The 21,547-nt window shown below is 67.8% G+C and carries 17 protein-coding genes; 14 read left to right on the top strand and 3 right to left on the bottom strand.

The features are described 5' to 3' along the window. Positions 1-33: 33 nt before the first annotated feature. Complete coding sequence (locus IGS68_RS31735) at positions 34-687, bottom strand: hypothetical protein (protein ID WP_201083289.1); 654 nt, start codon at positions 685-687, stop codon at positions 34-36. A 90-nt stretch (positions 688-777) separates the two neighbouring features. Next, positions 778-3,135, bottom strand: a complete 2,358-nt coding sequence (locus IGS68_RS31730) for a ShlB/FhaC/HecB family hemolysin secretion/activation protein (protein ID WP_201083287.1) — start codon at positions 3,133-3,135, stop codon at positions 778-780. Between the two features lie 309 nt (positions 3,136-3,444). Between IGS68_RS31730 and IGS68_RS31725 the strand changes: the two genes are divergently transcribed. The 10 genes from IGS68_RS31725 (at position 3,445) to IGS68_RS31680 (ending at position 16,477) form a co-directional block, all read left to right on the top strand. Beyond that, positions 3,445-4,191 (top strand): hypothetical protein, encoded by a 747-nt coding sequence (locus IGS68_RS31725; RefSeq protein ID WP_201083284.1) that lies wholly within the window; start codon positions 3,445-3,447, stop codon positions 4,189-4,191. 112 nt (positions 4,192-4,303) lie between these two features. Continuing rightward, positions 4,304-5,719 carry a MocR-like ectoine utilization transcription factor EhuR gene (gene ehuR, locus IGS68_RS31720; RefSeq protein ID WP_201083282.1) on the top strand — a complete coding sequence of 472 codons (1,416 nt, stop codon included), beginning with the start codon at positions 4,304-4,306 and terminating at the stop codon, positions 5,717-5,719. A 35-nt stretch (positions 5,720-5,754) separates the two neighbouring features. Beyond that, positions 5,755-6,519 (top strand): GntR family transcriptional regulator, encoded by a 765-nt coding sequence (locus tag IGS68_RS31715; RefSeq protein WP_201083280.1) that lies wholly within the window; start codon positions 5,755-5,757, stop codon positions 6,517-6,519. 458 nt (positions 6,520-6,977) lie between these two features. Next, positions 6,978-7,973 carry a hypothetical protein gene (locus IGS68_RS31710; protein ID WP_201083278.1) on the top strand — a complete coding sequence of 332 codons (996 nt, stop codon included), beginning with the start codon at positions 6,978-6,980 and terminating at the stop codon, positions 7,971-7,973. Further along, a complete protein-coding gene (locus IGS68_RS31705) occupies positions 7,963-9,489 on the top strand; it encodes an MBOAT family O-acyltransferase (RefSeq protein ID WP_201083275.1) in 1,527 nt (508 codons plus the stop codon). Before IGS68_RS31710 ends, IGS68_RS31705 begins: the two co-directional genes overlap by 11 nt. 478 nt (positions 9,490-9,967) lie before the next feature. Further along, the gene (locus IGS68_RS31700; protein ID WP_201083273.1) at positions 9,968-10,828 is read left to right on the top strand and encodes a universal stress protein; all 861 of its coding nucleotides are present in this window, start codon (positions 9,968-9,970) and stop codon (positions 10,826-10,828) included. A gap of 663 nt (positions 10,829-11,491) precedes the next feature. Further along, entirely contained in the window at positions 11,492-11,962 is a 471-nt protein-coding gene (locus tag IGS68_RS31695; RefSeq protein ID WP_201083271.1) for a hypothetical protein, read from the top strand. Between the two features lie 197 nt (positions 11,963-12,159). Next, a complete protein-coding gene (locus tag IGS68_RS31690; RefSeq protein ID WP_247881504.1) occupies positions 12,160-14,265 on the top strand; it encodes a multicopper oxidase family protein in 2,106 nt (701 codons plus the stop codon). Positions 14,266-14,540: 275 nt separating this feature from the next. Beyond that, positions 14,541-15,776 carry an AAA family ATPase gene (locus IGS68_RS31685; RefSeq protein ID WP_201083269.1) on the top strand — a complete coding sequence of 412 codons (1,236 nt, stop codon included), beginning with the start codon at positions 14,541-14,543 and terminating at the stop codon, positions 15,774-15,776. Continuing rightward, complete coding sequence (locus IGS68_RS31680) at positions 15,773-16,477, top strand: hypothetical protein (RefSeq protein ID WP_201083268.1); 705 nt, start codon at positions 15,773-15,775, stop codon at positions 16,475-16,477. Before IGS68_RS31685 ends, IGS68_RS31680 begins: the two co-directional genes overlap by 4 nt. Positions 16,478-16,568: 91 nt before the next feature. Here IGS68_RS31680 and IGS68_RS31675 read toward each other — a convergent pair whose 3' ends face one another. Then, positions 16,569-17,258: a GntR family transcriptional regulator gene (locus IGS68_RS31675; RefSeq protein WP_201083266.1), complete on the bottom strand. Its 690-nt coding sequence runs from the start codon at positions 17,256-17,258 to the stop codon at positions 16,569-16,571. A 394-nt stretch (positions 17,259-17,652) separates the two neighbouring features. On the opposite strand from IGS68_RS31675, the gene IGS68_RS31670 reads away from it, so the two are divergent. From IGS68_RS31670 to IGS68_RS31655, 4 genes are all read left to right on the top strand, one after another. Next, positions 17,653-18,678, top strand: coding sequence for a 2-dehydropantoate 2-reductase (locus IGS68_RS31670; protein WP_201083263.1), 1,026 nt, complete (start codon positions 17,653-17,655; stop codon positions 18,676-18,678). Positions 18,679-18,740: 62 nt separating this feature from the next. Then, positions 18,741-19,196, top strand: a complete 456-nt coding sequence (locus IGS68_RS31665; RefSeq protein ID WP_201083261.1) for a CBS domain-containing protein — start codon at positions 18,741-18,743, stop codon at positions 19,194-19,196. A 93-nt stretch (positions 19,197-19,289) separates the two neighbouring features. After that, positions 19,290-20,222 (top strand): histone deacetylase family protein, encoded by a 933-nt coding sequence (locus IGS68_RS31660; RefSeq protein WP_201083259.1) that lies wholly within the window; start codon positions 19,290-19,292, stop codon positions 20,220-20,222. Positions 20,223-20,356: 134 nt separating this feature from the next. Then, positions 20,357-21,520, top strand: a complete 1,164-nt coding sequence (locus IGS68_RS31655) for a Re/Si-specific NAD(P)(+) transhydrogenase subunit alpha (protein WP_201083257.1) — start codon at positions 20,357-20,359, stop codon at positions 21,518-21,520. Positions 21,521-21,547 lie beyond the last annotated feature (27 nt).

The raw sequence follows: 21,547 nt of genomic DNA, 5'->3' as shown, positions 1-21,547 counted from the left end.
CCGCCCCTTCTTTTCACGTTCCTCTACGTCTTCCTATCGATAGTCGTCGGCTTCGTCGGCAGCGGCCGCCGTTGCCGTTTCGTCGGCGCCTTCGTGCTCAGCCTGCTCTTCACGCCGCTGGTCACCTTCCTGGTTCTCTACATGACCGAGCCGGTCAAGCGGACAGCGGCCAAGGCACGCTGAGTCACCCGCACCGGCCGTCGCCTGCGGTGCCGCGCTCCATCTTTCGAACTCGAAGCTGTCCCGCGCGATGACCCGCCCGGGGATCCGCGACAGGGGCGTCCCCATCCGGTCCAGGGTGGCCATGTTGTCGATGTGCAGCCGCACCGGCGCCGCCGCGTTCCCCTCGTCCAGCCATAGCCTGCCGAACAGCCGCTTGGAATATCCTGGCGACCCCACCGCGGTCGCCAGGGTGGCCCCTTCCACCAGTTCGAGCGCCGTGAAGGTCGGCTCGGCCAGTTCGACCTCCACATCCACCAGATAGGATCCCTCGGCATCGGCCGGGACGGGCGCCCTGACATGCAGGGTGCGGACGCGCCAGGGATGGCCGATCCGCTGCTCTATGGCCGCGCTGACGGCATCCCGGATCGGAGTGGCCCTTGCGGGTTCCCGCGCCGGGTACCACCAGGCGGCGCCGGCCGCGATCAGGGCCGCGAAAGCCAATGCGTATCCCGCCGGTGATGCCATGCCCATCTCCCCACAAGTCCTATCCAGGATAGCAGGGCAGGAAGACACGTCCGGCAGTGGCAAAAGCGTTAATCTATGATCTTCGGTTGATCAGAAGCTTGCCTGAAGGCCGAAGAAATATTGCGGACGCTTCGTCGGGAGGTTGCCTGACGTGTAGTAGGCACGGGTCAGGGGTTGCGCCACGACCAGTTCGCCCGACAGCCACTGGGTCAGCAGGAAACGGGCGCCGCCGACCACCGACGCCGCGTCGTCCATCGGCTTCTCCCCCGGCAGCAGGTCGCGCCGCCAGGTGCGGCCGAAATCGTACCCGGCGAAGAGCTGGTAGCCCTGGAAATAGGGAAGGCCGACGGCGCCGTTGTATTGCAGCTCCGTCTTGGTCGCCACGCCGTGGTCGCCCATGATGATGGTGTTGTTGTAGCCGCGCCCGTACTCCTTGCCGCCGACGCTGAACTGCTCGGGTCCCAGCAGGGGGTCGAAGGCATACTGCCCGGTCACGCCCAGCACCAGGGCCAGCCCGCTGGCGCCGAGCGGCTGGGTGCGGGTGATCTCGGCATTGACCTTCCGGTAGTCGCTGACGCCATTCCGCCGGGTCGAGTACTCGGCGCCGGTCTTGCGCGCGCCGAAGATGTCGAGTCCCTGGCTGAATTTCGCGCTGAAGGCCGTCAGCCCGTGCAGCCCGTCGACGAAATCGAACCGGCCGCCGACCCGCAGGCTGCGCGTGCGCGAGTTGGACAGGATGAAGGTCTGGCTGCCGAAGAACGGGGCGGTCAGCGGGGTCGCCTGGGCCAGGCTGTTCAGATAGTCGAACTGCGCCGACACGGTCAGGTTCTCGACCGACGACCGGATCACCGGGTAGGACAGGCTGGCGGTGAACAGCGAGCCGAAGCTTTCGCCCTGCTGGTCCTTCAGGTTGGCGCCGGGCTTGGCCAGCGTCCTGCTGTAGTAGGTGGACAGCTTGAGGCCGTCGGACGTCAGCGGCTGGTCGTAGCCGATCCCGAGGATCCTGACTTCCTCCGGATCGATCATGGTGATGTGGCTGAGCGACAGCCGCTCATTGAAGCCCAGCGCGCCGGCGGCGGAGCCGCTGGCCATCAGCTCGATGATGCCGGTCGGCCGCGAGCCCCGGTTGTCCATGCCGACGCTGCCGCCGAAGGTCTTGCGGGCCAACTCGACCGTGGCGAGGCCGCCCGGCTCCTTCGGCGGGGTGATCGAGCGGATGCTGATGCCCGGGATGTCGCCGAGCAGCAGGGCGTAGCGGTTCAGCACCGCGATGGTCAGCGGCCGGACGTTGGCGACCCGGTTGGCGGTGCGGTGGAGCAGGTCGTCCGCCGGCACCTCCTTGCCGTCGAGCATCACCACCACCCGCGACGCCCAGATCTCGTTGACCTGGAGCCGGGCGGCGCCGTCGACGACCGACTGGGCGGGGATCTTCACCTCGGGCGGGACGTAGCCGTCGGCCTCGTACCGGCCGCGGATCTTGCCGGCGATGGTATAGAGGTCGGCGAGCGAGATCTCCTTGCCGATCGAGTCCGCATAGAGCGGCGCCAGCTGGTCCGCCGGATATGTGGAGACGCCGGCCAAGTCCAGCCGGTCGAGGCGGAACCGGATCCGCTCCGCGCCGGGCGGCGGCTTGTCCTGGTCCAGTCCGGGCGGCACCTCGATGCCGATCCGCTCCAGCGTGGCGGGGGCGCGGCGGCTGAGCTCCACGGTGACGGTGATGCTCTGGTCCGACTCGATCCGGCTTTCCAGATGGACAACCGACAGGCCCAGCTCCCGCTTCAGGCGGTCGCGGGCGCTCTCGAACACGGCGCGGGACAAGGGGCGGTCGGCCGTCACGTCGGCGATGATCCGGTCGAGCACGGGATCGGGCCCGGCCGGGGCGCCGTCGATCGTGATGACCGTGCGGTCGACGGCGAACTGGTCGATCCGCAGCTTGACGGTACCGTTGTTGATCCTCTGCGGCGGGACGCTGACCTTGGGCCTGAAATAGCCCAGCGCCTCGTACCGCTCGGCCACGGCCGCGGCGGCCTCGAACACCTGGAGCAGGGACACCGTCCTGCCGGCGAGCGGCTGCGCGATCTCGTCGATCGCCGCCTGCCCGACCGGGGCGGGCTGCTCCAGCTCGAAGGTGCGGAAGGCGAAACGGATCGCGCCGGCGTTGCCCGGCGGCTGGGTCTGGTCGAGCAGCACCGGCACCTCGGGATCGGTCGAGGTCACCGGCAGGTCGGGCCGGGCGAACTTGTCGTTGATCCTGTCGATGTCGGTCTCGCGCAGCAGCGCCGGGTTGCCGGTCAGGGAGGCGGGCGGGCCGACCTGGGCGAGCGCGGGAGCCGCCGCGGAAAGCGCCGAAGCCGCGACGAGCAGCGGCAGCAGGGCGGCGCCGCGAAGCGCTCCGCCCCGATGCCGCGACCGCCGGGAGGACATTCTTTCGTCTTGAGGATAGGTCATGGTGAACAGCGCCCGCTCCAAAGCCCGGATTGGGTGTATTTGTACTAATTCCGATTATCCGGGGGAACAGGTTTTTCCCGTCATCGACGATTGTCCGGAAAGTTATTCTAGTAATCACCTTGCGAACGGGAAGCCGTCCTGCCGGCCGGCGGCGGACATGGTGCGGCGCAGAAATCGTTAACCAATATCCGGCAGAATTCCGCGAGCGAAACCGCAGGGCCGGCCGCGCGGACGCCGGGACCCGGCCGAATCGAGGACCGCCCGGAGCGGCGGGATGGGGCACCGGTACGCGGCGCCAGGACGGAGCGGATGGACAATACTCGGCAGACCGGACAGAAGCAGGAATCGCTGTGGACCCTTGCGGCCGCCCTGATCCTGATGGGCGGCATCTTCGCCGTGGCGACGGCGCTGGACCGGTCGGGCGCCGGGACCGCGGGGCAGTCCCGCGGCACCGTCGTCCACGACCAGTCCTTCGCGGCGGCGCTGTCCCGTTTCCCGGAAGAGATGAGCCGGAACCGGCCGGAGCTGTTCGGCAGCTTCGCCGACGGCGACGTCCGCATCCGGAGCTGCCTGGGCTTCCTGACGGCGACGGCGCGTCCCGACCGGCTGCGCCACTTCGGCGGACTCGCCGACTCGCACCATTACGACGACTGCCTGCCGCTCCGCGCAGCGTATCTGGGCCGCAGCCCGCGCAACTTCCTCGGGCCGGACCAGCGGCTAGGGCAGATCCTGGGCGACCGGCTCGACCCCTCGCGGCTCAAGGACTTGCTGCCGGCCTGGATCAGGCCGGCGCGCAGGCTCCGCGATGCCGGCGCCGACCGGATCGAGATCCTGCCCCACGGCATCGTCCTCCACCGGGACGGCCGGGCGGCGACGGTCGAGGTGCTGGCGTCCGCCGACATCACGGGGCGCGGGATCGAGGATCTGGTGATCCGGGTGACCGGTTCCGGCCCGGTGCGCCACGCGCTCCTGGAACAGGACCGGAGCGGCGCGCTGGTCCCCATGGACCGCCAAGCGGTCATCGCCCACGCCGGCCTGGGCAACCAGACGGACTGACCGCCCTCGAAGCCGACAGGGCGCGGGAACTTTCCTTTGACATTGCAACCGCGCCAATGACCATATCGAGCCGATCCGATGCATCCTATTGGTATGGTGGCCGAGAGACAGCATGACAGAGTGGCTTCCCGTCCTGACGCCCGGGCGGCACGGCGGCGCCCGCAGGCAGACAAAGCACAGGGTGCTGACCGAGGCGATCATCGCCGACATCGACGCAGGCCGGCTGACCCGCGGCCAGCAACTGCCGGCCCACCGGGAACTGGCGCTGCGGCTCGGCCTCAGCGCCCGGACGGTCAGCGCCAGCTACAAGGAGGTCGAGCGCCGGGGCTACCTGCGCAGCGAGGCCGGCCGCGGCACCTTCGTCAAGGGCAGGATCGCCGAGGGGGGCGGCTGCAGGCTGGACATGCGGCCGAGCGGGTCTTTCGACCTGTCGGTCGTCCGGGCCGTCTTCACCGAACGGCACGACGCCGCCTCGCGCACCCTGCTGGCCGCGATGTCGCAAGCCGACAACACCCCCTGGATGCAACCCTGCCGCCCGGTCGCCGGGTTGGAGACCCACCGGGCCGTGGGGTCCGCCTGGCTGGCCGGACTGGGCCTGCCCGACGTGGCGCCCGACCGCATCCTGATCACCAACGGCACCACCCACGGCATCTTCCTGGCGCTCGCCACGGTGGTCCGGAGCGACGACCTGGTCGTGACCGAGGCGCTGACCGACCACGGAGTCATCGGCCTGTCCAACGTCCTGGGGTTCACCCTGTGCGGGCTGCCGACCGACCGCGAGGGCATCCTGCCCGAGGCGTTCGAGGAAGCCTGCCGGACCGCCAAGGTCAAGGCGCTGGTCTGCACGCCGACCTTCACCAACCCGACCGGCGCCCTGATGGGCGCCGCCCGCCGCCGGCGCCTGGCCGAGGTCGCGCGGGCCAACAACGTCTATATCATCGAGGACGAGGTCTATCGCCCGCTGATCGAGGACGACCTGCCGTCGGTCAGTTCGTTCGCGCCCGAATTGGGTTTCTTCTGCACCAGCTTCACCAAGTCGGTGATGACGGGATTGCGAACCGGCTACCTGGTCGTCCCGCCGCATTTCGCCATCCGGACCGCCAGCGTGCTCCGCGTCACCTGCTGGAGCGCGGTGCCGGCCGTCGCGGAGATGGCGGCGCGATGGGTCGAGGACGGGATCGCCGACCAGCTGCTCGAGGTTCAGCGGAGCGAAATCCGCAGACGGCAGGAACTGGTCGGCGCGATCCTGGGAGCCCATGTCGTGGGCGGCCACCCGCTGGCGCTCAGCGCCTGGCTGCGCGTGCCGGGCTACTGGACGGAGGAGGGGCTGGTCCGGGCGCTGCGCGAGCGCGGCGTCGCCGCCACCTCGTCCGAGCCGTTCGTGGTCGAGGCGGGCGAGCCGCCGAACGCGCTGCGCATCTGCATCGGCGGCACCCTGACGCTGGAAGCCCTGCGCGAGGCGCTGGAGATCATCGCCGGCACCTTCGCCCAGTATCCTGGCATCAACGACGCCTGTTTCATCGCCTGACCCGCAGGACCGCGCTCGAGAGCTGAACCGGGACCATGACCGACCTGAGCCCCGCCGCACCCCCGGACCCCCGCCGACACCGCGGCGGCAACCCGCCGACCGGATCCCGGCAGCGGTTCGAGGCGATCCATGGCGAGATCCGCGACCGGATCTGCCTGCTGCGCTATCCGCCCGGCCACACGCTGGGCGAGCACGACCTGGCGCGGGAGTTCGGGACCAGCCGGACCCCGATCCGCCGGGTGCTGCAGCGGCTGGAGCACGAAGGGCTGGTCGAGAGCCGGCACGGCGTCGGCACCATCGTCACCCTGATCGAGTTCGATGAACTGGAGGAGATCGACGCCCTGCGCATGAAGCTGGCGGAGATCGGCGGCGAGCTGTCGCCGCTGGCGCGCGGCCCCGACGACGTCGCCCGCATGAGGACGCTGCTGGAGCGCTGCCGCGGCATCCGGTCCAAGGTCGACCTGGAGGAGCTGGGCCGCCTCCACATCGCGGTCCAGCAGGAACTGTCCCGCTCCATCGGCAACCGGCCGCTCCGGGAGACCGGCGACCGCCTGTTCTTCCAGACCGCGCGGATGTGGCTCCAGCTGCTGCCGCGGATGGACTGGACGGCGGAGGTCGACGCGTTCGCGGGCGAGATCGCCGACCTGATCCGGGCGATGGAGCTGAACGACCTCGCCAGTCTCCACCTTGTCCGCCGGAACCACATTTCGATGAGCCGGAGACGCATGAAGGGATACTTCGGTCAGGAAGCCCTTGCGGGAGCGGCATCCCTCCACCGGCCGGACAAGGGGATTATATAAAATGCGTTCTTAAACCGGGCGCTCCGGTCCGCTATCGTCCTTGATCAGAAGGACTGTTCAGCGGTCAGATCGAAGCCGATCGGAAGCGACCAAATGCGGATCCCGACTGACAACACGGAATACAGGGGGGGCGGGCGCAACGGCCCCTGGCCCGCAAACCCGGGCAACAGGTCGCGGCTGCGGTCCAAGCGGGGCCGCCGTGCCGTCGCCGCCCCGATGCGTCCGGGCATCCCCTGCCGGTTCCGCCCGGCCACCGTGGCACGCCACGGGCAACGAAGCGTCCCCTGCGCCCCACCGTGAGGACGGCGTCGCGCTGACGCGACCCTGACGGCGCAGAAGATCCATCCCCGGGCATGCCTGCCGTGCCCGCGCGCGCCGCCATCCGTCATCACCGTCATGTCGAACCGGGCTCCGCACCGCGGGTGCCCGCCCGGTCGAACATTGGGCGAGTCAAAAGAATGCCGAATACCTTGTCCAGCAGGGCCGCGCTGCGATTCAACATCGCCTTCGTGTCGTGGTGCGCCCTTTTCCTGGTCCTGGGCGCCGCCGGGCTTGCCGCCCTGGCGTCCGTCGACCGCCTTCCCGCGCCGCCGATCACGGCGACCAACTGCATCGACGAGAAGTTCAAGTTCCTCCACGAGACGACCATCCGGGAACCCGACCTGCTGGCCGTCGGCTCCTCGGTCACCTGGAGAAACCTGGATTTCAGGGTCCTCAAGGCCCGCTACGGCGACGCCGTCGCGCCGCTCAACGCGGCTCCCTGCTATCTTCACGTCGACGAGACGGCATTCCTGACCGGCTTCCTGCTGGACAACATGCCGAGCGTGAAGACGGTGCTGTCGGTCTTCTCCATGCGCGATTTCGAAACCTGCGCCGCCGGCGAGAACGCCTTCTTCCGTCCCGAGGACGCCCGCGACTATGTGTTCGGCGACAGTCCGGGGTGGCACCTCTACTTCAAGAATCTCCGGCCGGGAGCGTTCCTGCGCGACGCCCTGACCCTGGCCGACATGCGGTCCGGGGAGAACATCCACGCGCCGCTGGTGATGGACGCCTACGGGTCCGGCCCCCTGCTGCTGCCGGAGCCGGACATCCGAGAGAACGTGTCGGTCGATCCCGCCTGCCTCCGCCACCTGGGGAACCTCGGCAAGGACCTGGCCCGGCGCGGCGTCCATTTCGTGGTCGTCCTGCTGCCGCCCATGCCGGGCTGGATCGCCGCATACGATCCCGGCGGGTTCCGGGACGGGGCCTTCCGCGCCGAGGTTTCCCGGCACCTGGACCCGACCGGAGCCCTGCTGATCGACGCCGCCAAGGGCCTGTCGCTGACGGACAAGGACTTCACGGACCATGCCCATCTGCAATGGACGTCGGTGCCGACCTTCATGGACCACCTGATCTCCCAGATGGACCGATCGCAGCTCGACCTCGCCGGCGGGGGCAGACACCATGCTCTTTAACTCCTGGGTCTTCATCGGCGCCTTCCTGCCGGTGACGCTGGGCGTCTATCGCCTGCTGGCGCTCCGGCCCGACCCGCGCCTCCCGCTGCTGTGGCTGACGCTGGCCTCGCTCTTCTTCTATGGCTGGTGGAACCCGTCGCACGTCCCGCTGCTGCTGGCCAGCGTGCTGTTCAACCACGCGGCGGGAGCGAAGCTCGCCGCGCTGTCGCGGGCGCCGGCCGGATCGACGCGCCCGCTGCTGGCGCTGGGCGTGACGGTCAACCTGCTGCTGATCGGGTACTTCAAATATTCGGTCTTCATGCTGGACAATGTCGGGGCGCTCGCCGGCATCGATTTCGGCATCCGGGCAATGGTCCTGCCGCTCGGGATCTCGTTCTTCACCTTCCAGCAGATCGCCTATCTGGTGGACGCGGCGGAGGGCGGATCGGCCGACTACGGCCTGGCGGACTATTGCCTGTTCGTCGCCTTCTTCCCGCAGCTCATCGCCGGGCCGATCGTCCATCACAAGGACCTGATGCCCCAGTTCGGCCGTCCGGAGAACCTGCGCTTCAGCCACGAGGGCTTCGCCCTGGGACTGGCTTTCTTCACGGTCGGGCTGTGGAAGAAGGTCGTGCTGGCCGACCAGCTCGCCACATACGCGGCTCCCGTGTTCGGCGCCGCCGCGACCCACGCACTGACCGCGGCGGAGGCCTGGACGGGAGCGCTGGCCTATTCCCTCCAGCTCTATTTCGACTTCTCCGGCTACTCCGACATGGCGGTCGGGCTTGGCCTGCTGTTCGGCGTCAGGCTTCCCTTCAACTTCAACTCGCCGTACCAGGCGACCGACATCATCGACTTCTGGCGGCGCTGGCACATCACCCTGTCGGAGTTCCTGCGCGACTACCTCTATATCCGGCTGGGCGGCAACCGGCACGGCAAGGCGCGCCGCTACCTGAACCTGTTCCTCACCATGGTGCTGGGCGGGCTGTGGCACGGGGCCGGCTGGACCTTCATCGCGTGGGGCGCCCTGCACGGCGTCTACCTGATCGTGAACCACGGCTGGCGAGCCCTGCGCTCCCGCATGGGCCTGAGGAAGGGGGGCCTGAGGAAGGGGGGCCTGAGGGAGGGGGGCCTGGGCAGCGGGACCCGGGGCGGGATCTGGTTCGGCCGGGGCCTGACGTTCCTGTGCGTCACCGTCGCCTGGGTGTTCTTCCGGGCGACCTCGCTGGACGGCGCCTTCGCCATGCTGCACGCCATGACCGGCGCCAACGGCTGGACGGCCGGGCCCGTGGAGCTCGGGTCCGTGGCCGACCTGTTCGCCTACCGGCACGAGATCCTGATCGCGTCGCTGCTGGCCGTCTGCATGCTGGCGCCCAACTCGCAGGCGTGGCTGCTCGGCGCGGCGGGGGCCGAGCGGAAGGGACTGCTGCCCCGCTGGCGGTTCACGCCGCTGTGGGCCGGCGTCGCGGCCTGCTGCTTCCTGTTCACCCTGACCCGCCTGACCTCGGTCAGCGAGTTCATCTACTTCAACTTCTAGAGCGGTCCCCGATCAGGTTGAACCGCTCCGGTCCTCGCAGCCGGCCGTCCCACTCGGCCCACCCTGTTGCGCCAGGGGCGCACCCTACGGCTTGATGCGGGCCGACGATCGTAGTTGCGCCCCTGGCGCAACGCATCGGATCGGCCGTCTCGGGCGGATCGACCTGATCGGGTACAGCTCCAGATCGCGGAGGGGCGGCGGCGGCGAACCGCTGTCGCCGGGCCTGCCGACCTCGGCCACCGCCGCGATCATGCTGGCCGCGTTCCAGCGATACGGCCTGCGGCCGGGGCGACCCGACCGTGTCCTTCACCCATCCGATCTCGCTGGGGCTCCTGACGACGGCGCTCCTGCCCCTGCCGGCCCCGGTCCTTCTCCGCGGCGGGCGCAGATAGTGCTGGATCGGCCGGGCCGGACTGCGGATCATCTCCGGCGGGTCATGCAGCCGACGACGTGGCTCTTCTGAGGGGAGGCAGCGATCATGTTCAAGAAGATACTGGTGCCGTTGACGGGCGCCGGCACCGACCGGCGGTCCGCCACCCTGGCCTTCACGGTAGCCGACCGGGTCCGCGGCCATGTCGTGGGCCTGTGCGTGACGCCCCACGCGGAGGTGGCGTCCCCGGTCGAGACGGCCTCGATCCCGGCCGCGCTGGGCCGCAAGCTGCGCGAGATCGCCGAGACGCGGCAGTCCGAGCTGGTGGCCTCGGCCCGGCGGCTGTTCGACGACCTGGGCCGGCGCTTCGGCGGTCCCGGCATCGAAGGGCCGACCTCGTCCTGGCGCGCCGAGGTCGGCTCCCTGGCCGAGATCGTCCCCGAGGAGGCCCGTCTGGCCGACCTGACCGTCTTCGCCCCCGACGGCGGGGGAGCCGACCTGATTGGCGCTGCGCTCGAAGCCACGCTGTTCGGTTCGGGCCGTCCGATCCTGCTGGCGCCGGCGATGGAACCCGGGGCGGAACCGACCTCGTTCGGGACGTCCGTCGCCGTCGCGTGGGACGGCGGCCTGCCGGCGTCGCGCGCCGTGGCCTCGGCGCTGCCGCTGCTCGCGGCGGCGGAGCGCGTGGTCATCCTGTCCGGCGAGAAACCCTCCGCCCGTCGCGCGGGCGATCCCGACCGGCTGGCGGAAAGCCTGCGCTGGCACGGCGTGAACGCCGAATGCCTGCGGGTCACCGACGACGGACGCCCCCTGGCGCTGGCGCTGGTGGCAGGGGCCGCGGAATGCGGCTGCGACCTGATGGTGATGGGGGGCTACGGCCATAGCCGTTTCCGCGAGACGGTACTGGGCGGCGTGACGCGCGACATCCTGTCGACCCCGCCCGACCTGCCCATCCTGATGGCGCATTGAGACGGTCCGACGGAATCGGAAAACCGGATCGCGAATTTCCCAGGGTCCCGGGCTATTCTTCCGGGACCCTTTCCGTTGAAGGCTCTTCCCCACCGAATGGCGGCCTTCCGATCCAACCTCCCCGGCCAGATCTACCCCCCGCAAGGACCGATGAAGTTACCCTGGCGCAGCCCCTGCCCTCGGATCGCGGCGAAGAACCCCGCGAGGCGGTTCCATCGACTTCTTTTCGGCTGCACATTGGCGCGAGCGGATACTTGCGCCTTGAAATAACGGTGCTCTTTTAAAAATACTCGCAACTTCCAAATACATATATCCGCCAGCTCCAATCCAATATACCGGCCCTTCAGGTTAGCTCCACCATGCACATCCAGGCGAACATAAACCAGCGCCCGAGGAATTATGCCCAAAACCGGAAAGAAAAATCATTGGATCTCGACAAGAGCCTGTACGGACGGGGCCTCGCCTGGTGCCGGTCCCCGGAACGACGGACATCGCAAAGACAGCCACTGCACCAAGGGAGATGAGATGCCGCTGACCCGCCGCGCCCTGATCGCCGCCACGGCAGCAGCCGCCGCCGCAGGCATCATGGCACCCCTGGCGTCGGCCGACCTGTTCTCCGTCGAAAGGTCGGCCTACAGCACCTAAACCCGCTACGGCACGGTGATGGCTCCGGTCGACGAGTCGCCGCGGGAAGACATCGAGAAGGAGCGGCTGGAGGTGCTTCTCCGCGAGGATGCGGCCCCCGGCGACCGGCTGGAGCTGGAATACTGGGGTACCGTGACCCCCTTCGCCTACGACCGCGACCGGACCGGCCCGCCTTGCGCCGCCTGGGCGGCGGCGACTGGATGCCGGACCCGGGGCCGGACCGTGGACGCCTTCTTCGAGGTTTTGTCCGGGCACTTCGCCTTCGCCCGGGAGGCGGGGATGAAGATCGGCGGTTTCCAGGCCGGCATATCCTACACTCCCTGCGTCCTGGCCCTGCGTCCTGGATCGTGGCCAGTCCGTGGTCGCCTTCAAGCCGGGAAGGCTCCGCACCGCGCCGGCGACCATGTGCGCTCCCCGGTCGATTTCGACAGGGCCGAAAGCCGGAACACCGCGGACATCCTCCTGCTCGGCCTCGCGCCGAGCTTCTGAACCGCTCCCGGTCTCCGCCCGATCATTCCCGTTGCCGAAAACCCACAATAGAGCTAAGTTTAAGCAGCAGCAACCTATACCTGAATATTGTGGTATTCAATAAACCGGCCCTCCGGCCCGCACTCTATCTCAGGGTGCGGCCGACGGGCGGATGTTGCCTTGTTCTCGGTCATTTTCCCGTCCAGGGGAGGGTCATAGTGCAACTTCTTTCCAAGAGAACACCGGCCGCCGCGCTGGTCGCGGCGCTGGCCGTCCTGCTCGGGATGGCGCCGGCCGCGGCGGCCGAAGCGGTACCGCCGAAGCGGGTCTTCGCCAACCCGCCGGTGCTCGGCGAGGCGGCGGCGCCGCCCATCGCCTCCCTGCTGAAGCTGCCGGCTCCCGGTCCGCGCCGCGGCAGCGAGCGGCTGTACGACCTCACCATCAAGTATGTCGACAGCACCCTGTACAATCCCGCGACCGGGCTCGGACAGCCGGTGCATCTGCGCACATATGTCGGCACCGACACCAGCCCCGACCGGCCCTTCATCGCGCCGACCATCGAGGCGGCGCCGGGCGACACGGTGCGGGTCAACCTGAAGAACCGGCTGCCGGCGGACCCCGACTGCTTCGACGCGACGATTCCGACCAACACGCCGCACTGCTTCAACGGCACCAACCTGCACTCGCACGGCCTGTGGGTCAGCCCGACCGGCAACAGCGACAACGTGCTGGTCAAGCTGCTTCCCGGCGTCGATTTCCAGTACGAATACAATATCCCGCCCGACCATCCCTCGGGCACCTTCTGGTACCATCCGCACCTGCACGGCTCGACCGCGCTGCAGGTTTCCAGCGGCATGGCCGGCGCGCTGATCGTGCGCGGCGACCGCAAGCCGACCGAAACGGTCAACGGCGACCTGGACACCCTGCTGGTCAAGCCCGACGGCGGCGCCATGCCCGAGCAGCTCCTGGTCTTCCAGCAGATCCAGTACGCCTGCACGGGCGCCGACGGGAAGATCAAGGTCGATGCCGACGGCAACGTCGACTGGACCTGCCTGCCCGGCGAAGTCGGCGTCATAGAAAGTTACGATCAGTTCGGGCCGGGCACCTGGGCGGCGTCCGGCCGCTGGACCAGCATCAACGGCGTGGTCCTGCCCGAGTTCCGCGGGCCGATGGCCGGGCAGGCGGAGCGCTGGCGGCTGGTCCATGCCGGCGTGCGCGAGACCATCACGGTCCAGTTCCGCAAGGTGTCGCGCGATGTCGGCCCGGTGGCTTCGCTTCGCCTGAAGGCGTCCGACAGCGACAGGTTCGTCGAGGAGAGCTGCGGCGGCGCCCCGGTGCCCTACCAGATCGTCGCGTCCGACGGCCTGACCATGGCCCAGGCGCAGACGGTGACCGCGACCACCCTCCAGCCGGGCTACCGCAACGACCTGCTGGTGGTCTTCCCCGAACCGGGCCGCTACTGCATCAGCGAGGTCGCGACCTCCGCCGCCGGCAACGTCAGCGAGGCCGCGTCGGGCCGCGAGATCCTGGGCTTCGTCGAGGTCTCGGACCGGCCGAAGGACAAGGCCCCGGTGACCGACGTGACCAAGGCGCTGACCGAGCAGCTGGTCGCCGCCGCGCAGAAGGTCTATGCCGGCAAGGTGCGGGACGAGGTGATCGCCGGCCTGAAGGACGGGCTGAAGCTGACCCGGTTCGTGCCCCATCCGACGATCGAGGACTCGGAGGTCCAGGGCGGCCAGAAGCTGGTGTTCTTCATCAACACCTACCCGAACGACCCGACGACCTTCGAGGTCGGCCAGGACTTCGACGTGGTCCCGGACGCCAACGGCAACCTGGTGCCCGAGGGCGCCTCGCCCTACGATCCGACCCGGATCGACCGCAAGCTGCCGCTGGGCGGCGTGCAGGAATGGGAGCTTCGCTCCTATTTCGTCAGCCACCCGTTCCACATCCACGTCAACCCGTTCCAGATCGTCAAGATCCTGGACCCGAACGGCAAGGACGTCAGCGTACCCGGCGCGGTCGACGATTCCGGCCAGAGCGTGGCCGACCCGCAGTATCCCGGCCTGAAGGGTGTCTGGAAGGACACGCTCTGGGTCAAGAGCCTGATCACGTCGGGCCTGACCAACCCGCCGGCGGGTGAATACAAGATCTTCATCCGCACCCGGTACCGCCGCTACATCGGCGAGTTCGTCCTGCACTGCCATATCCTGGACCACGAGGACCAGGGCATGATGCAGAACATCAGCATCGTCCTCCCGGACGGCCAGGGCGGCACCGCCCACGGCCACGGACACGGACAAAGCCACGCGGCCGCCAAGCCGTGAGGCCGTAGCGCTCCGACCCCGGCGGCCAAGCCGCCGGGGATTTGGCGGAAAGCCGCATTCCAAGCGCCCTCCGCGGAAGGAAACCTCATCGATTGCAAGGTCGATTCATGCCCGTAGGGGCTGTATCGCCGTGGAACAATCTTACCGACTTGTGGAATCGGTCTTCAGCCTGACCGCCAGCCAGGACGTTGACAGGCGGGCGCACGCTCAGGGATAAGCTATACCTCGACGGGGAAAGCGGAACCGATCATGGAAGGTCATGGGGGATTGTCCAAGTGCAAAGGCTGACCCTCCGCCGCATAAGGATCCGTGGCTTCAAGTCGTTGGCGGAACTCGACCTGGATTTCCCCGATGACCTGCTGATCCTGATCGGCGCCAACGGGGCCGGCAAGACCACGGTGCTCCAGGCGCTGGCCTTCATACCCTATTTCACCAAGGGTCAACCGGAAGCCTTCTTCGCGGATCGAGGCTGGAAACCGGCCGATCTCCGCTCGCGGGTCAAGACGGGCCTCGGCCAGGGCACCATCAGCTATCGCCTGTTCCTGGAGGGTGATGACGGGCTGAAAGTGTTCTGGCACTTCAACTACAATCTCTTGTCGGAAAAAACCGTCTTTGAAAAATTGTGGTTGCTTCCGCCTGGAAGGGCCGCTCCGGAAGCCGTGATCGAATTCTCACAGAAAGGCCTATTCGTCGGGGCCGAAAAGACTTTGGCGATCGCACCGGACGGTTCCGTGCTGTCCATTGTTCTGGACGAAGCACTGGCCGGCGAGGTCGGAGAAGCGGTCAGGAGGCTTCGATCATGGGGCTCCGGCATTTTCTCGCTGGAACTTCTGAATCCCGATGCGATGAGGAGAGGAGCGCGGGGAAACCCGTCCGATATCGGACCTCGGGGCGAACGGCTGGCGGGCTTTCTCGCCTCCCTTCCATCCGCCCGCAAGGCCAGGCTGGTGGAAAGATTGACGCCGTATTTTCGCCTTCAGGGTCTGGAGACGACGCGAAGGCGCGCCGGATGGATCGACATGCGCATCGCGGAGTCGTTCGAGGATTTCGGCTGGATGGGCGTTGCCCATATGAGCGACGGCTTCATGCGACTGCTGGGGCTGGCCGCCATTCCCGAATTCGGCCCTTCGGCGAGCATGGTGCTGCTGGACGAGGTTGAGAACGGCATCGAGCCCCATATCCTGCCTGACTTCATCAGCATGATCGCTCGAGAATCCAACGTGCAACTGGTCCTGACATCCCACTCGCCATCGCTCGTCAACCAGTTCGAACCCGGGCAGATCGGGTTCCTCGCGCGGCGGCCGGACGGGGCCGCGGTGGCCGCACCCTTCTCCAGTCTGGAGCCCCTGGTCAACGGCCTTCGTTATCTCGGGGCAGGGGAGGTCTGGACGATCACGGACATGAACCGCATCAACGAAATGGTAGTCGAGGCGAGCCACAATGGACCCCGCGGAAGCAACCCTCCCACCGGAGCGGCCGAGGTCATGGCGTTCATGGGCTTGGGGACATGAGGGTACTGGTCGTCGGCGAGGGCCCCCATGACGTGGGTCTTCGAAATGTCTGGTGCGAACGGACCGCCAGGCATGTCGATCATCCGGGATGGCTGCAGGTCTATATCCGGAAGCTCGCCCGGCCAGGCGAGCCCTGGGAGATCGTTGCGATTCAATCCAGGCAGATCGTCCTGACGGGCGGTCAGCGGCGGAGCCATATGCCGCTGCCGGAAGGACATGGCGCGAAAGCTCTGGCAGCCCGTTTGAAAGCTGAGATCGACGGCTTCGACATGGTGATCTTCATGGCCGACGCGGACAGCGCCGACGACCGCGAATGGGACAGGCATTACGGCTGGATAAGGAATGGCTTCGACCGGATAGCCGATGGCCCCGCGGCCGTCGCCTGCCTTCCGAAATGCTCGTCCGAAAGCTGGCTGCTTTCCGATGCCGAGGCTTGGATGCAGACCGGACTTGATGATCCCCGCGATCTGCCGCCCCGACCGGAGGAACTGTCGGGCCACCGGCATGATCCGGCCAGCAACCATCCCCACAGGCTGTTCACGCGGATTTGCCGAAGCGCGGGTGTGGAAGACTGTCGGGAAACGAGAGTCGAGGTCGCCGGCAGAAGTGACATGGACACCGTAGCCCGGAAGTGTCCGAAAAGCTTCGTCGCCTTCCGCAGGGACCTCGCCCAGTCCTCTCCCTCAGGGCGCCTGCCCTGAAGGCGCGTCGATTTATCGGACCGGGCCGTTCAACCCGGCTGGATATCCCTGCCGGTCCGGGGCACCGGCAAGAGGAATAGACGCCCCTGCCTCAATCCAGGAAGTTGCCGTGCTGCTCGATGTGCTTCGCCAGGCCGAGCGTATGGTCGCGGACGAGCTGTTCGGCGGCGGCGGGGTCGCGGCGTTCCAGGGCGTCGATGATGTTCTTGTGGTCGACGATGGAGCGCTCCGCCCGGTTGTCCTGGCCGATCGTCAGCTTGCGGATCGCCCGCATGTGGATGAACAGGTTGTCCGTGATCTCCTGGATCAGCTGGCAGCCGCTCATGCGGATGATCGCCTTGTGGAAGGCGATGTTGGCGTCGCTGTATTCGTTGACGTGCTCGGTCGGCTTCTTGCCCTCGAAGTCGCTGAACAGCTCGCGCAGCGACCGGATCTCCGCGTCGGATGCCTTCTCGGCGGCGATGCGGGCCGCCATGCTTTCCAGCGCCGCCCAGACCGTGACCATCTCCAGGATCTCGCGCTTGGTCTTGCGGATCACGAAGATGCCGCGGCGCGGCTGGGAACGGACGAAGCCTTCCTGCTCCAGCAGGGTCATGGCCTCGCGGATCGGAGTGCGGCTGACGCCCAGCTTCTCGCTGACCTGACGTTCGTCCAGCCGGATCTCCGTCTTGTGGTCGTAGATATCCATCTCCGTGATCGCCTGCTTCAAGGCATGATAGACCTGAGTGCGAAAACTGGTGCTGGTATCCAGCGGCTGGACGTTCAACGTCGGACCAGTCATTGACTGTCACCCTCTGATTTTCTGGTTTGGCCAAGCCACCCGGCGTCCCTGGAACGCTCGCCCCGCACGCAGGCTGGATTTGGCCGACCGCATTACTAATACATTATACTTATCAGGGCTCCCCTTCTACCGTTTCATACGCCTTACCGCAACGCTCCCACAATGGGCGCATTGACCCAGGGGCGCCTTGGGCGTCCGATAGTTCCGGGTCCCCGGCATGGCGCGGTCGGCAACCGGAATGTTGTTGACACACAGTATAATGTATACCAAGATCCAGGGAACGACGCGGGGCTGACTCCATCCGCGCAACAAAGATCATCAGAAAAAGATCGAGGGCCACGGAAAAACGGGCCGGTAACCTCAAGGGCCAACAAAACAACGGGGAGAGACGCTCATGAAGATTTGCATTTTCGGTTCGGGCGCCATCGGCGGTTACATGGGCGTGCGCCTGCACCAGGGCGGCGCCGACGTCAGCCTGGTCGCGCGCGGCGCGCACCTCGCGGCCATGAAGCAGAACGGCGTCAAGCTGATCACGGACGAGGGCGAGGACACCGTCCACCCCACCTGCAGCGACGATCCGGCAGCACTGGGTCCCCAGGATTACGTGATCATCGCGCTGAAGGCCCATTCCGTCACCGGCGCGATCCCCTCGATCAAGCCGCTGCTGGGGCCGGACACGGCGATCGTGACCGCAGTCAACGGCATCCCCTACTGGTACTTCCACAAGCACGGCGGCGACTACGAGGGCCGGGTGGTCGAAAGCGTCGATCCCGGCGGCCTGCAGTGGAAGGAATTCGGGCCGGAGCGGGCGATCGGCTGCGTCGTGTATCCCGCGACCGAAGTGGTCGAGCCGGGCGTCATCAAGCATGTCTACGGCGACAAGTTCAGCCTGGGCGAGCCGGACGGCAGCTCCTCCGACCGCATCGTGAAGCTCTCCGAGGCGCTGACCGCCGGCGGGCTGCGGGCTCCGGTCCTGGACAAGATCCGCGACGAGATCTGGCTGAAGCTGTGGGGCAACCTGTGCTTCAACCCGATCAGCGCGCTTACCCACGCGACGCTGGACGTCATCACGTCCGATCCCGAGACTCGCGCCGTCGCCCGTGCGATGATGCTCGAGGCGAAGGAGATCGGCGACCGGCTGGGCGTGCATTTCCGGGTCGACGTGGAGCGGCGGATCAACGGCGCGGGCGCCGTCGGCGCGCACAAGACATCCATGCTCCAGGACCTCGAGCGCGACCGCCCGATGGAGATCGATCCGCTGCTGACCGTCGTCCAGGAGATGGGACGGATGGTCGGGGTGCCTACGCCGACCATCGATGTCGTGCTGGCGCTGGTCAAGCAGCGCGGCGAGATCGCGGGTTGCTACACCAGGACCACCCGGCCGGAACCGGCGGAACAGCCGGCGGTGGCGGCACAGTAAGGCCCGGCACGGCGAGGCCCGGCGCAAGGGCCCCGCTCCGTCGCGAAACTGGAGGAAATGTCATGAGGGTAGAAGACGTTCTCCGCTCGAAGAACCATCGCATCGTGACCGTCCGAACCGGAGAGACGGTGGAAACCGCCGCCAAGCTGATGAAGGCGGAAAACATCGGCGCGCTGGTCGTCAAGGATGTCTGCCGGACCGAGGGAAACACCGTCGTCGGCATGTTCTCGGAACGGGACATCGTCCGCGCCATGCTGGAGCACGGCGGCAAGGTCATGCAGATGAAGGTGTCGGACCTGATGAGCCGCAACCTGATCACCTGCGCGCCGACGGACGGCCTGCACCATGTGCTGAAGCTGATGCAGGACAACCATATACGGCACGTCCCGGTGCTCGACGGCTTCACCCTGGTCGGGCTGGTCGGCGTGCGCGACTTCATCGGCATCCGCCTGGGCGAGCTGGAGCGGGAAGACAAGGCTCCCGCCCCCGAACTCGCCCCGCAGGAACTGGCGCATTGACATGGTCCGGGAGGCGGAACCGACCGTTCCGCCTCCCGGCCGCCTTTCCGCGATCGTGACCCTTTTCCCGCAGACCCCCGGCCCGGTGCAGCGATGACCACCCTGATCTTCACCCATCCCGATTTTCGCCTGCACGACACCGGCATGGGGCATCCCGAATGCCCGGCCCGGATCGACACCGTCTGGGACGTGCTGGGCTCCGGAGACTTCCGCCAGCTCGACCAGCGAGAGGCGCCCGAGGCGACCGTCGAGCAGCTGGCCCATGTCCACGAGCGCGCCTACGTGGACGCGGTGCTGGCGGCCGTGCCCAGCCAGGGCCGGGTCCACCTGGACCCCGACACCGTCCTGTCCGCCACGTCCCGCTCGGCCATCCTGCGCGCGGCGGGAGCCGTCTGCGCGGCGGTGGACGCCGTGGTGGGGGAGAAGGCCGCCGACAACGCCTTCTGCGCGGTCAGGCCATGCGGCCACCATGCGGAACCGGCCCGCGCCATGGGCTTCTGCGTGTTCAACAACGTCGCTGTCGGCGCCGAGCACGCCCGCAAGCGGCACGGCATCAAGCGGGTCGCGGTGGTCGATTTCGACGTCCACCACGGCAACGGCACCCAGGCCATGTTCGAGGACGAGCCCGACCTGTTCTTCGCCTCGACCCATGAATGGCCGTTCTATCCGGGCACCGGGGCGCGCGAGGAGCGGGGCCGCCACGACAACGTGGTCAACGTGCCGCTGGCCGCCTTCACCGGGTCCGCGGAATTCCGGCGCGGCATGAAGGACTTCGTGCTGCCGGCGGTGGAGGCCTTCAAGCCCGACCTGCTGATGATCTCCGCCGGTTTCGACGCCCACCGGCGCGACCCGCTGGCCCACATCAACCTGGAGGCCGGCGACTTCGCCTGGGCCACCCGCGAACTGATGGCGGTGGCCCGGCGCCATTGCGAGGGCCGGGTCGTCTCGGTGCTCGAAGGCGGCTATTCCATGGACGGGCTGGCCGAAAGCCTGGCGGCGCATCTGCGCGAGCTGATGGCCGCGTAAGCCGCCCGCCCGTCTCTCCCTTCAGGATTTCGTCCCCCGCGGCCCTTGTGCCGGCCGCGGCAAGGCCCCCTTTGCGCCCGGCTCTTGCCCGCGGCGCGGAGGCAATAACAAGCATCGCGGAGGAGCAGCACCCCATGAAGATAGCAATCCCGAAGGAGCGGCGCGCCTCTGAGCGGCGGGTCGCCGCCTCCCCGGACACGGTCAAGAAATACAAGGCTCTCGGCGCCGAGGTGGTGGTCGAGACCGGTGCCGGCGACGGCGCCTCCATCCCCGACCAGGCCTTCGCCGATGCCGGCGCCGAGATCGCGCCGGACGCGGCCGCGACCTATGCCGACGCCGACATCGTGCTGAAGGTCCAGCGCCCGCTGGAAGACGAGCTTCCGCTGATGAAGCGCGGCGCCGTCCTGGCCGGCATCCTCAATCCCCACGGCTCCCGCGACCTGCTGCCGGCCTATGCCGAGGCGGGCGTGACCGCGCTGGCGATGGAGCTGGTGCCCCGGATCACCCGGGCGCAGTCCATGGACGTGCTGTCCAGCCAGGCGAACCTGGCGGGATACCGCGCCGTGCTGGACGCGGCCTACGAGTTCGGCCGCGCCTTCCCCATGATGATGACGGCGGCCGGCACGGTGCCGCCGGCCCGCGCGCTGATCATGGGCGTCGGGGTCGCCGGGCTCCAGGCCATCGCGACCGCGCGGCGGCTGGGCGCCGTGGTGTCGGCGACCGACGTGCGGCCGGCGGTGAAGGAACAGGTCCAGTCCCTGGGCGGCAGTTTCGTCGCGGTCGAGGACGAGGAATTCAAGCAGGCCGAGACCTCCGGCGGCTACGCCAAGGAGATGAGCAAGGAATACCAGGCCAAGCAGGCCGCCCTGATCGCCGATACGATCAGGAAGCAGGACATCATCGTCACGACGGCCCTGATCCCCGGCCACCCGGCCCCGCGGCTGGTGACCGACGCCATGGTCGCCAGCATGAAGCCCGGATCGGTGATCGTGGACCTGGCGGTGGAGTCCGGCGGCAACGTCGAGGGTTCCGTCCCCGGCGAGATCGTCGTGAAGCACGGCGTCAAGATCGTCGGCCACACCAACGTGCCGGGCCGGATCGCGGTCGATGCGTCCATGCTCTATGCCAAGAACCTGCTGGCGCTGCTGAACCTGTGCTTCGACGCCGAGAAGAAGTTCGCCCTGCCGTGGGACGACGAGATCGTCAAGGCGATCGCCCTGACCCGCGACGGCGCGGTGATCCATCCGACCTTCGCGACAGCCCCGGCCACCCCCCAACCCGCAAACGCCGGAGCGTGAGCCCATGGCCGAGCATAATTTCTTCAT

Source organism: Skermanella sp. TT6 (assembly GCF_016653635.2).
GTDB classification, from domain to species: domain Bacteria; phylum Pseudomonadota; class Alphaproteobacteria; order Azospirillales; family Azospirillaceae; genus Skermanella; species Skermanella cutis.
Note: the sequence above shows the minus strand (reverse complement) of the source record. Positions and strands in the feature narration are given on the sequence as shown.

Bases quoted from the DNA above. Each gene is read 5' to 3' on its own strand.
- IGS68_RS31735 (WP_201083289.1), bottom strand. From the start codon at position 687: ATGGCATCACCGGCGGGATACGCATTGGCTTTCGCGGCCCTGATCGCG.
- IGS68_RS31730 (WP_201083287.1), bottom strand. From the start codon at position 3,135: ATGACCTATCCTCAAGACGAAAGAATGTCCTCCCGGCGGTCGCGGCAT.
- IGS68_RS31725 (WP_201083284.1), top strand. From the start codon at position 3,445: ATGGACAATACTCGGCAGACCGGACAGAAGCAGGAATCGCTGTGGACC.
- ehuR (WP_201083282.1), top strand. From the start codon at position 4,304: ATGACAGAGTGGCTTCCCGTCCTGACGCCCGGGCGGCACGGCGGCGCC.
- IGS68_RS31715 (WP_201083280.1), top strand. From the start codon at position 5,755: ATGACCGACCTGAGCCCCGCCGCACCCCCGGACCCCCGCCGACACCGC.
- IGS68_RS31710 (WP_201083278.1), top strand. From the start codon at position 6,978: ATGCCGAATACCTTGTCCAGCAGGGCCGCGCTGCGATTCAACATCGCC.
- IGS68_RS31705 (WP_201083275.1), top strand. From the start codon at position 7,963: ATGCTCTTTAACTCCTGGGTCTTCATCGGCGCCTTCCTGCCGGTGACG.
- IGS68_RS31700 (WP_201083273.1), top strand. From the start codon at position 9,968: ATGTTCAAGAAGATACTGGTGCCGTTGACGGGCGCCGGCACCGACCGG.
- IGS68_RS31695 (WP_201083271.1), top strand. From the start codon at position 11,492: ATGGCTCCGGTCGACGAGTCGCCGCGGGAAGACATCGAGAAGGAGCGG.
- IGS68_RS31680 (WP_201083268.1), top strand. From the start codon at position 15,773: ATGAGGGTACTGGTCGTCGGCGAGGGCCCCCATGACGTGGGTCTTCGA.
- IGS68_RS31675 (WP_201083266.1), bottom strand. From the start codon at position 17,258: ATGACTGGTCCGACGTTGAACGTCCAGCCGCTGGATACCAGCACCAGT.
- IGS68_RS31670 (WP_201083263.1), top strand. From the start codon at position 17,653: ATGAAGATTTGCATTTTCGGTTCGGGCGCCATCGGCGGTTACATGGGC.
- IGS68_RS31665 (WP_201083261.1), top strand. From the start codon at position 18,741: ATGAGGGTAGAAGACGTTCTCCGCTCGAAGAACCATCGCATCGTGACC.
- IGS68_RS31660 (WP_201083259.1), top strand. From the start codon at position 19,290: ATGACCACCCTGATCTTCACCCATCCCGATTTTCGCCTGCACGACACC.
- IGS68_RS31655 (WP_201083257.1), top strand. From the start codon at position 20,357: ATGAAGATAGCAATCCCGAAGGAGCGGCGCGCCTCTGAGCGGCGGGTC.